This window comes from Mangrovimonas sp. DI 80 (genome assembly GCF_001975575.1).
Taxonomy (GTDB): Bacteria; Bacteroidota; Bacteroidia; order Flavobacteriales; family Flavobacteriaceae; genus Mangrovimonas_A; species Mangrovimonas_A xylaniphaga.
Genome location: NZ_MSDT01000008.1, coordinates 201089 through 213430, shown reverse-complemented (window position 1 = coordinate 213430; position 12342 = coordinate 201089). Strand labels below are relative to the sequence as shown.

Here is a 12342-nt window from a genome sequence, read left to right as displayed (position 1 = left end):
AGCTGTAGAGGAGTTTCCGTTGCCGTCATTGATGGTGAGTGTTACGATATTTTCACCAATATTTGCGCAGTAAAAAGAGTTAGGGGCAACGCTCACAAGGTTGATAGTTCCACAGTCGTCGGTGGATCCGTTTTCCACATCCTCAGGGGCAATGGAAGCATTCCCGGAAGCATCCAGATAAACAGTTATATCTTCGGTAGCGGCAACAGGCGCTGTATTGTCGTCATAGTTATAGACCTGGGTTGCGTAGCTTTTGTTTCCGTAATCGTCTTCAAAAGTCCATGTAATGGTTGTAGAGCCTCCCTCAACAAAGGATAGGGGTGCGGAAGCAGTCCCAATCACAGTCCCGGCACAGTTGTCAAGAGCGGTTGGAACGGAAAGCGTTCCATTGCAGTCCACGGTCAGAGGTGCTAGGACAGAAGCTGTCACAGGCGCTAAATTGTCGCCAACCGTCACGACAGCTGTAGCTGTAGAGGAGTTTCCGTTGCCGTCATTGATGGTGAGGGTTACGATATTTTCACCAATATTTGTCCTCAGGGGCAATGGAAGCATTCCCGGAAGCATCCAGATAAACGGTAATGTCCTGAGTAACGGCGGTAGGTGGTATACTATCATCAATACAATCAGCTGTATAGCTAGTCAATGTTTGATCAGTTTGAACAATAACTTCAGTATCCATCACAATGGAAACAGTATTTAAACTGATGTACTGGTCTAATTGATTCGTTTTAGCGTAAGAGAAATTGACAAAAATTAGGATGGCCAATTGAACATAGTAGGTGTAGACTTGTTTCATATTCACTAAATTGTTTCGGACGGACCCGCACAGGTTTAAATGTTGGTTTTACGGGTTTTACGTTGTTAAACATTCAATGAGGGAGGTACAAACATACTATGCCTACATTCTACAGGTGAAAAATATTCGATAAAGTGCAGTTATATCTCTATGAGTGTTAAGATGTTCATAATGACGTGAATAGGGGTTTAGGTGAATTGCGAAAATCACCGATGAAGTGTAAATGAGATATTAATTTGTAAGAGTTTTAATAATTGATAATCAGTTTTTTATTGTAAGAGCCTTGTTCTGTGACTAGTTTAACGAGGTAGCTACCTTCTGAAATTTTACTTACAGGAATTCGTAGCTCATTACTCATTTTGGGAGTATTGGTCATATTCCATGCTTTAACCGTTTGGCCAATGGTATTTATTAAATAAACTTGTTTGACTTTTATGTTTTCAGAAGTTTTGATATAAATGTCATGAGTACTATTAAAATAATTAATCATAATTTTCTCTTTGTTAAGTTCTTCCAAAGACAAGGCATTACTGTCTTGGAAGGTAATATAAAACCTATCTATATATTCTCCTTCGTTTAGAATGGTTTGAAAACTAATATTATTGATTTGAGAATATGTGCCTAAAAGTGAGTCGTAGATATATACATCAATATCTTCTTGGAAGTTTTTCAATTCCATGAGAGAGATTTCAATTGTTCCTGCAGTTGCAATTTTAACAATAAAAGGGTATTGTTTGGAGGAATCAAATTCACCTACACCTTGAATAACAAAAGGCTCCTCATTGATTGACCAAGAAATGTCTGATGGATATGAATCTCGGTTTCGGGCATCGTATCCGTAATCGTACCCATCGGTAACAATTGCGTCCGTAACAAACCCTAGTAATAAGGTTCTTAAACTTCCTTCTGGTGTTTTGGCCCCAAGCAATATTTTTTTTGGGAGTGAAGATGAATTTTGGCTTTGTTGTTCTTGACTATTGGCCTGCCTTAAGAAAATAGATTCGTTAGGGTTAGCTTCTCTTTTAAAAAATCTCTGGTCATTTTCAAATTTAACGTTTCCCCCCATGCCTTCTTCAACTGCAGTTGATACAAATCCCTGTCCAACAGGAATAAATAGTCCTGGTTTTAAGTCAGAACTACCCAACCCACTAATCCAAAAACCATCAGTAGTGACATATTGAGAAGATATGGGAGGCACACCTTCATCCAATAAATTGTATAGAGCAAACCCACCTTCGTATTCTTCAAGGTTATGAGAGTCATTTGTGTTATAGTGAATCCAGAATTGTAATGTTCCGTCGATAGCATTTGAGCTGCCGGGGTTTGCATTCGGTCCAGGGATATTGTCTTTTATAAATTCCTCAACATCCATAGCCGAAGGGTAGGGGTTTCCCAAAAAGATTTCATCATTTGCAGCCAAAGGGTTTTCAATTAGTCCATTATGGGGAATTCCCTTAAAGACATAGTTCTGGTATCCATTGCTGGTTCCACTTCCCTTCATTGTGTATCCTATGCCAGTTTCTATATTTCCAGTATTACCCACCCGAGACCATATGGAATAAGTGTTTGCAGCTCCATTGAACTTATAGATCCAACGACTACTCATGGTTATAGGAGAGGTTGGAGAGGCATCACGCTCACTAGTCCATGTAATGGTCTTGGGGTTTGCAGAATCAGTCCCGTCTAAGAGTACTTCTCCTACAGAATAATCGGAATTTAATCCAGAATTTATAGGACTTACAGGGGAACTCCAATAATTATAGTTATATAGGTTGTAAGTTCCTTGTTGATCCCTTTCCATGAATCCACTACTATTGGGATCTAAAATACTTTCACTTAATTGAGAAGGAGTATAACGCTTTTGTACAAGCTGAGATTCCCCAATTAAATCTATGACACCATCAAGTTTCAAATAATGTGAAATAATAAGACCATTTCCTGGATTATTTTCGTCTTGTGTTACATTACTGTCGGTTATGGTTAATTCATTACTATTCACCAATAATCCAAGTAACTGTAATTCTACATCATCAGGGTTGTAAACTATATCATGGGAAGTAATAACTATGTTCCAATCTATGGGATCACCATTAATACCCTTAGAGTTTGGATAGTCCCAAACACTGTGACCCCAAAGCCAAGGAGAGCTGGCAGATGTGTCCATCCAATTACCATTGTTATCTGATGTATAAGGCAAAGGGGCATTTTCTTCTTGCCAAGTAGTGATGTTTCGCATTCGTCCATCTTGGGTTCCCGCGTTTGGTATTATATATCCACCAACAATATCTACCGTTTGATTCATTTGGTAATAGCCAATAAAGTTTGCCCATGTTAATCCAGGAGCGTCAATTGGGACAACAGAACCTCTTATATTGCCACCGATGTTTTCAACCTCTTGGTTCATCATAAACCTAATCTGTTCAACGGTAAGTGCGGTGTTCCAAATACGCAATTCGTCCATCCAACCTGTAAAATAATTTACAGGGTTGGGAGTTCCTCCAGAGGCAGCCTGGTCCATGGCTCCCAAAATGCATTCAAAATTATTATTGATTGGTGTGGAGCCAGTAGCTGCCCCAACCAAAATCCCGTCTACGTATAAATTATATGTAGTTCCATTAAAGGTAACGGCTAAATGATACCATCGGTCGGTTCCAATAGGATCTGAGGCTGTCAGTGAACCTCCACTGTTCCAATTAAAGGAAAGCATGTTGTTTACAAGTCTTAAATCATAACCGTGAACCATATTGGTGGCATCACGTTTAGAAATAATGGTTTGTACTGAGCTGTTAAAGGCTTCTGATTTTAGCCATAATTCAATACTAAATGGCCCACTAAAATCATAATAATTTCTAAAGGTTACATTGTCATCAACACCATCAAAATCCAAGGTACTGCAATTCGTCAATGTAACTATCATAGTATCTGAAGAAGGGGAACAAGGAGACCCTTCGGCAGGGGTAACTGTCCATGTTAGGGTATAGGGACCTTCTTCATCCCCGGTAAATGTGGTGTTGTACGCAGAAGGGTCGGCAAAGCTATATGTGCTTGGGTCTTGGCCAGAGGTTACCGACCATTCTCCAGTTGAAACCAAATTTATTGTTTCTTCCAGATTGTCAGGATCGGGTATAGGGGTTACACCTGTCAACTGTTCAGCTGCAAGGGTTACCGTATTTAAACCACACTCGGCCTGACTAATTGTGATATCCGGACCAGCATTGGCCGTATCGGTATCATAAACTATCAAGTCTACAAATTCAGAGTTGTCTGATGTTACTTCGTATCCGCATGAATCCACTAAATAGGATGTTACTGCATAAGTGTGAACACCAGGGGTTGGAGGAATGACAGTTACACTGTTTTCGTAGGATATTACAGTTCCTGGGACAGCAGACCAAATCAAAACATCTTCAATTGGAGGGGATGGAAATGTTAATCCATCTATGGCCCAAAGACCATTTGTACTTGTTCCTGTATAGGTGAATTTTATCCTTAAGTTAGGCAAACCGTTGTATTCCTCTAGATCAAATGCAACTTCATTAACATTAAAGGGGTTGTAGTTACCCGAACTGGCAGGCCCACTAATGTTTTGTAGGACTTCAGTATAGTTTGCTCCACCATCTAAAGATAGTTCTACTAATATTTGATCTCCTGCGTAGATATTATAGGCTTGTATGAATTCAAAAATAGCATCTTCTAAACCAAAAGTGTTAAAAATAGGGGTTTCCAAGGTTGAAGTCACAGGGCCACCAACAATACCGAATTTAAGTTCACCTGAATCCAAATGACCAATTACAGGGAATGGGTGATCATTAGTACCTGACCAATTGGTAGGAAGTTTTATGTCATCTCCCGAAGCGGTCCACCCACCTGGGTTACCATCAACCAAAAAGCCATCAGGGTCTTGAGTGTTAAGTTGCCCTGTGTTGAAATTACCTTTTGTAATGAATTGACCATTTGCAATACTGCTTTCTGCACTTAAAGTAGAAGGGTCCCCTAAACAAAGTGTATAGGCCGATACTGTAACCGGATTCGGTTTTAAGTCGTTTGGAACCACACTTACTACCGCGGTAGTAGAGTATACTTGACCGCAGGGTCCGTTTTCAATGATTACACGGTAAATGGTAGTGTCTATAATTTCTGAAAAGTTATAAGAACTTGAAGTGATAAGATTTCCTTCCTCAAGTATAGGATACCAGTCAAGTCCTCCATTATTTGAATACTCCCAGCCAACAATAGAACCTGTTTGGCTAGAAAGGTTTAGAGTGCCTCCAGAGGATTGACAGATTAATACGGTTGAAACATCATTTACTTCTCCATTAGGCCCAATAGCCGTTCCTGTTAAAGTTCCTCCAGAGGCTTCTTCATACAATGTAAGAGTAAAAGAATGAGATACCTCTTCACATCCATCCGAAGCAGCAATAGTATTCGTAATTGTATAGATTCCAGCGCCACTTGCTTCTAAATCTATTATGCCGGTGGAGGGGTTTATGGAAAGACCAATAGGGCTATACGAGAAGGTTCCTACAACACCGCCCCCACTGAATATAGGAGTGGGATTTGTTGGTTGAGAGAGGCAATACTCGTTATCATTATAGGAGAAAGTTGCCACAGGTAGCGGGTCTATGGTTACTTCAAATGATGAGGCATATGCAGGACACACATCGGCATCGATGGTATAGGTGACTGTATAGGTTCCAATATTGCTGTCGGAAGGAGTTATAGTTCCATTTTCATCAATAACTAGATTAGGTCCACCAACGGTTGCAACATAGGAGAAACTGCCATTGTCCCAAACTCCTGCTGTATTTTCAAAGCTAGGAGAATAAGTTGTGCTGTCCGTTTTGCAATAATTACTGTTCTCATATGAAATATCTGCCGTGGGACGCTCAATAATGGTGATGGCAGTAGTAGCAGGAGGTACATTAGTACAGGTTTCACTACTGGTGGTATAAGTTATTGTATATGTTCCAGAATCACTTAAATCAGGATTGATATCACCTGTATTGGTGTCTAAAGTAAGATTTGGCCCTCCCAAATCTACCGTGTAACTAAAGGAACCGGTATAGGAGCCATCGTAATTCGGGTTTGAATCGGTTAGCGTTACAGATTGTGACGTAGTATCTGTGGAACAAAATGGAGTTCCATAGCTTATGTTGGGCATTGGTTCAGGAACCACGGACAAACTTGCAATTGAAGACGAAATACTTGGGCAAGTCCCACCAGGTCCTGAAATTACAACATAATAGCTTCCTGAATCTGAAGGTGTTGAATTTGAAATGGTTAATTCGGGGGTGTCTGCACCTGATATGTTTCCACCATCACTCAGGACTATGTCAGGACTTCCCACTTGGTACCATTCATAGCTTGTAATAGTTCCTTCAGCATCCACGCTAAAAATAGCATCGATACCTTCACAAATTTCTAGATCTGTAGATTCACTGGTAATAGTGATTTCCTGGTTCACATTTAAGCTGAAAGCATTTGAGGTTGCAGGCGTACAACTACCGTCACCACTAACAATCACGTAATAAGATCCTGCATTGCTAGTGCTTACTTGTCCAAAACTTAAAGTGCTGGATGTTATATTGGCAGTGATACTAATATTGGAATTTGGAGTGATAGGAGTGCCTCCTGGAGCTGTGCCGCTATACCATTGGAAGGTGAGATCATCACCGGCTCCAATTACTGTGAAACTCGCTGCTTCACTAGCACATACTCCTAAATTCTGAGGTTGCGTCGTAATAACCGGAGGTTCTTTAACGGTAATAATTCCTGATATGGAGGCTGGTTCGCAACTACCCTGTGTGTTTACGGTATAGTTGAAATCTCCCGATACACTTGGTGTGCCCGAAATTGTAGATGTTGAAGTTCCATCAAAATTTTGAGTTGCTCCGGAAGGAAGACCGCTTGCAGTAACATTCGTAATGTCACCTGAAACAGTAAATTCTATAGGATCTAATGCATCTCCCAAACATATGGTTTGGTCTATATTGGAAGGGGTATTGATAGTTGCATCAGGTGTAACTGTTATGGTTGCAGTGCCAGAAAGTGTTTCTTCACATGATGGAGATGCAACGTAGGCAATACTTAGCAAATTATAAGCTGTATCGGTTGTTAGATTCCCGGTGTCTATTGTGAAAGAAGCATTCCCAGAATCATCTGTTGTCGAGCTTAAAGTTTGATCGCCTCCACTATTGATATCATACGTTATTGTAATATCACTGTTAGGAAAGGCCGTGGCCGAAATTGTGATTTCGGAACTGGTATTCTCACAAATCGGGGAGTCACCTGAAATACTTATGGAAGCAGAAGGCGTGTCAAGAACGGTAATACTTCCAAGTGTATTGGCTTGAACACAATTTCCAATGGTCTGTACCGTATATTCGAAATCGCCGGCATCGCTTGGGGTTCCTGAAATAGTAAAGGTTGAATCAACATTGTTATAAACTAAGCTTAATCCAGCAGGAATTCCGGTAGCGTCAACATTTGTAAGATCTCCCGTAACATCAAATACTATTGGGTCTAATGGTGCTCCTAAACATATAGTTTGGTCAATGTTTGAAGGTGTAGTGATGGTTGCATCAGGAGTAACGATTATGGTTGCTGAACCTGAGAGCGTTTCTTCACAGTTTGGTGAATCAACATAGGCAATACTATCCAAATTATAGGTGGTATCTGCTGTCAAGTTACCTGTATTAACAATAAAGGAGGCATCTCCAGAACCATCGGTTGTTGCGTTAAAAGTTTGGGGAGTAACTCCATTGATATTGTACGTAACCACAATATCGCTATTTGGAAAGGCAGTGGCCGAAATAGTGATTTCGGAACTAGTATCTTCACAAATCGGGGAGTCTCCTGAAATAGCTATGGAAGCTGAAGGCGTGTTAAGGACTGTAATGGTACCTGATTCTGAAGCCAGTTCGCAGGGACCTGTGGCTTCAACTGTGTAGCTAAAGGTTCCAGCTTCATTAGCAGTTCCTGAGATTGTAAACAATGAAGGATTGCTGTCATCGTAGTCTATTCCTATTGGCAAGTTTCCACTAAGTGAAACATTGGTAATGGTGCCTCCAATAGTAAATTCTATGTCGTCCAAAGCATCTCCCAAACATATGGTTTGATTGTTATTTGTAGGAGAGCTAATGGTAGCATCAAGATCTACAGCTATGGTTAGTGAATCAGGAAGTGTTTGTGGACAAGTGGGGGTTTCCGCATACGCAATGCTCAGTAAATTGTACGTGGTATCTGCTGTCAAGGCTCCTGTGCCCAATACAAAAGAAGCATTTCCAGAGCCATCGGTGGTTAGATTGATGGTTTCATCAGTACCTCCATTAATATTATAGGTTAGAAGAAGCTCTTTATTGGGGGAGGCTGTAGCTGAAAAGGTAATTTCAGAACTATTACCTTCACAAACAGGATTTGCTCCGGTAATACTTGCAGTAGCGGTTGGATCTTCCAAAATAAAGATTTGCATTGTATCGATTACAGTTCCTCCATTTGCGCAAGTATTATTTGTAATATTACCAGTGGTATAAATTGTAATTGTAATGATGTCTCCCGGATTTGTATTGTTGGGCAGGTTGTAAGTTGGATTTAATTGTCCATTAATACTTCCATTTGGGTAACTAAAACTACCTCCGTTTACAGATGCTGACCAGTCAAAGTGATTTTTATGATTTACAACTCCTCCAATAGCCCCTTGCAGTTCAACAGAAGTTTCATTTGAACATATATATTGATCAGTGCCAGCATTTACATAGGCAAAAGTGTCTACGGAAATAGGTAGGCTAACTGTTGAACTGCCACATGGGTTTGTGAGGGTTGCATTAATGTTTCCTGTAGATGCTGTTGAACCCGCTGTAACAGTAATTTCCTCTGTACCTTGGCCTGAAGTGATTGTGAATCCAGTAGGAACAACCCAATTGATATTAGTGACATTCGAAGGGTCTGAAATGCTGATGCTGTATGTTTCTGTAGCAGGGGGGCAAATTCCCGTAACTCCAATAATTTCTGTTGGTGTTTCAGGTGGCCCGGGAAAAACAGTAATGGTACCACTTGAACTTGCCGTACCGCAGCCGGTTGTGTTTAATGTATAGTTATAAGTTCCAGATGTAGTTGTTGAACCATCAATAGTGTAGGTATTAGTCCCAGAATTGTAAGCACCCGAAAATCCAGCTGGCAAACCACTAATAGTAGCACCAGTTGCACCGCCTCCTAAATTGAATGTGATTTGTGATATGGCCTCGTTAAAACAAACTTCCTGATTGGCATTTCCTGAACTTAATGCAATTGTAGCATCGGGAATGATTGTAATCGTGATTGAGTCTGTATTATAACAGCCCGTGGATGAATTTTCACCTCTTACAAAGTAAGTTGTGGTGCTGCTTGGGGTGACATTTGGAGAAATTGAGTTAGCACCATTATCGGCTTCAGATTGCGTTTCGTGATAAGTGAGGGTAGTGTCCAAAGAACCGGAAGCAATTGTACTCAAATCAAAGGAAGTTCCTAAACAAATATCTTGATCTGTGCCAGCATTTACAGTTGGCAGGTCGTCAATAGAAATTTGAATACTAGCAGTAATATAACATCCAGTTCCTAGTTCACTTCTAACCCAGTAAGTTGTTAAAGTGGTAGGAGATACTGTTGTAGATATGGCTGAAGTACCATTCTCAGCATCAGTTTCATTTTCATAAAAAGAAAGCGTTCCACCACCATTATTGTCTACTAGACTATTGAGGTCTATACTAGATTGCCCAGAGGCACAGACCGATCCATCGGAAGTTGTTAGAGCGGGTAATGGGTTTATTGAAATGCCTATTATGTCGGTTACATAACAACCTGAGGCTAGTTCACTTCTAACATAATAAGTTTCTGGGCTGGTTGGGCTAACAAGCGCTCCAATTGGATTTAAGTCATCATCAGCGTCTGATTGAGAGCTATGAAAAGTAATTGTTGTACCAGTGGTAGTAACCAATGAATTTAAATCGACAGAAGACTGCCCTTCTCCACAAACGGATGCGTCTATTGTACTAAGTGTAGGTAATGGATTTACCGTAATAGTTACGGTAGCAGTATTTTGGCAGCCATTGGCATCTGTTCCAGTAACTGTATAGGTTTGCGTGGTTGTGGGAGAAACTTCTCCTTGTTCATTGTTTACTCCAGAGGCCGTCACACCAGAGCTCCAAGAATAGGAGGTAGCTCCACTGGCATTGAGCGTTACGAGGTCTCCAGAACAGATTGTGGTATTGCTAGGTGTAATAGTGACGGTTGGCAAAGGATTGACCATTATTTCAATGGAAGCAGTATTTTGGCAGCCATTTGTATCGGTTCCTGTAACTGTATAGGTTTGCGTGGCTGTGGGTGTAAAGGCAACGCCGTCCGTTACCCCTTGATCCCAAGAATAGGATTGAGCTCCAGTTCCCGACAGGGTAACCTGATCTCCAAGACATATTTGAGTTTCAGAAGCATTAATACCAATTGTTGGAGGGGCATTAACCGTCATTGAAATACTGTTACTTATGGCTGTGGCAGGGTCTGGACATTGCACACTAGGATCAGGGGTCATGACCAATTGGATTACGTCACCATCATTTAAATCACTAGCAGTATAGGTGGAAGTTGTTGCTACTTCAGATGAATTGCGTTGCCATGAAAAACTGGGATTTGACCCCATATTTAATGTGGATGCTGGAATAGTTGAAAAAGTAACCGATTCCCCCTCACAAATGGTATTGTCGGTAGCTTGGATAACTACAGAAGGAGTAACAGTAGTGTTTACGGTAAGTGCAATAGTGTTACTTTCCACAGGGCAGGCAAAACTATCGGAAGTAATCTCAACTTTTACTTGGGTACCATCTGCTACGGGATTGTTTAGTGTTAATAGCGAGTCTGGTGATGGCCCAGAAACTACTGTAAATCCGGATCCGGTATTTGTGTGCCAAGTATATTCCACACCATTGCCAGCATTGTAGGGAGTGGCATTGAAGGTAATATCCTCATTAGAGCAAAGTGTTGTTCCTGTAGTACTTGCAATGGCAACGGAGGCTATAGTACTGTTGTCTGTAACAGTTACTGTCGCACTACAGGAACTGCTATTACCAGCTGCATCCTCTACAGTTAAGGTGACTATATTGTCTCCTATATTGGAGCAATCAAATGAAGTAACGCTCAAATCCCAACTTACAATTCCACAATTGTCATCAGAGCCAAAATCAATATCACTTGGTGAGATAGAAACATTCCCAGTTGAAGGATCTAGGGCAATACTTGTGTTTTGGCATTGTACGTCAGGGGCTGTTGTATCATTAACAGTAATGTTCTGTACAACGTTTATGGAGTTTCCGGCCAGGTCTGTAACCGAATAGGTTCTGGTGATGATCTCTGGATTCGAGTTGCCGTCAGATACATCGGAGAGGAGGGCCACAGTAATGGGGCCGGTACAATTGTCTGCCTCATCTGTTACCACCGAAATGTCCACAGCCGGCACATTTGCAGGGCACTGAACGTCAACGGGGGCGGGGTTGGAAGCTGTAGGCGGTGTTATATCGTTGATGTTGATGTTTTGTGTAACGTTTATGGACTGTCCGTTGCCGTCGTCTACGTTGTAGGTCCTGATGATGGTACCGTCGTTCACCGGAGGATCGGCCGTCTGGCTGACAAAAGTTACTGTTGGTGCTCCGCAGTTGTCTGCTTCGTCCAAGACCACCGATGGATCTGGAGCAGGGACATCACCAAGGCACTCTATATTTATGTCAGCAGGGTTGGAAGCTGTGGGCGGTGTTATATCGTTGATGTTGATGTTCTGTGTGACGTCTATATACTGTCCGTTGCCGTCATAGACTCTGTAGGTCCTGATGATGGTACCGTTGTTCACCGCCGGATCTGCGGTCTGGCTAACGAAAGCGACGGTTGGTGTTCCGCAGCTGTCAGCTTCGTCCAAGACCACCGATGGATCTAGAGCAGGGACATCACCAAGGCACTCTACATTTATATCGGCAGGGTTGGAAGCTGTGGGAAATTCATTATCATTTACAGTTACAGTAAAAGTACAAAATTGTCCTGTTGGTGTATCTGTGTCATCCAATTCAGAGTATTCTAATGTAGTGGTGCCAACAGGAAAGAAACTTCCACTTGATAGCCCTGTAGTATCAGTTTTCGACATGGATCCATCAATAAGATCTGTTGTAGGCAAGGTAAAGGTAACGACAGCTCCACAATCACCGCTACCATCAGAAGAACTATCTACTGTTATATTACTTGGGCAATTATCTATATTTAATGCTAGGGTATTTGAAACTTCAACAAGCTTTTCAGTCGGTATTTCATTGTTATTAAAAATTATAGAAACATCATTAAGACTAATGTATCGATCTAAAAAATTGGTTTTAGGGAAGCTGAGATTTGAAATTAATAACAGCACAGCCAGTTGGATAACGCTTGGGTAATGGTATTTCATAGTTACATTGTTGTTAATAGGGTTATGAAAACCTGGGGCAAACAATACCACAACAACCAAAAATCAATCTCAAAAAATCTTTTGGTTATCGTAG

Annotated in this window: 2 protein-coding genes and 1 pseudogene; all 3 read right to left on the bottom strand. The window is 41.2% G+C overall.

Features of this window, described 5'->3' with window-relative positions; all coding sequences use genetic code 11:
• A pseudogene (locus BKM32_RS15495) lies at window positions 1–552 on the bottom strand (hypothetical protein); the annotation flags it as partial.
• Window positions 518–796: a hypothetical protein gene (locus BKM32_RS15490; protein WP_076665025.1), complete on the bottom strand. Its 279-nt coding sequence runs from the start codon at window positions 794–796 to the stop codon at window positions 518–520. The gene BKM32_RS15490 and the pseudogene BKM32_RS15495, both read right to left, overlap by 35 nt.
• A 247-nt stretch (window positions 797–1043) precedes the next feature.
• Window positions 1044–12248: a LamG-like jellyroll fold domain-containing protein gene (locus BKM32_RS15485; RefSeq protein WP_123812145.1), complete on the bottom strand. Its 11205-nt coding sequence runs from the start codon at window positions 12246–12248 to the stop codon at window positions 1044–1046.
• Window positions 12249–12342 lie beyond the last annotated feature (94 nt).

Excerpts from the sequence above, each read along its gene's own strand:
- BKM32_RS15490 (WP_076665025.1), bottom strand. The coding sequence starts at position 796 with ATGAAACAAGTCTACACCTACTATGTTCAATTGGCCATCCTAATTTTT.
- BKM32_RS15485 (WP_123812145.1), bottom strand. The coding sequence starts at position 12,248 with ATGAAATACCATTACCCAAGCGTTATCCAACTGGCTGTGCTGTTATTA.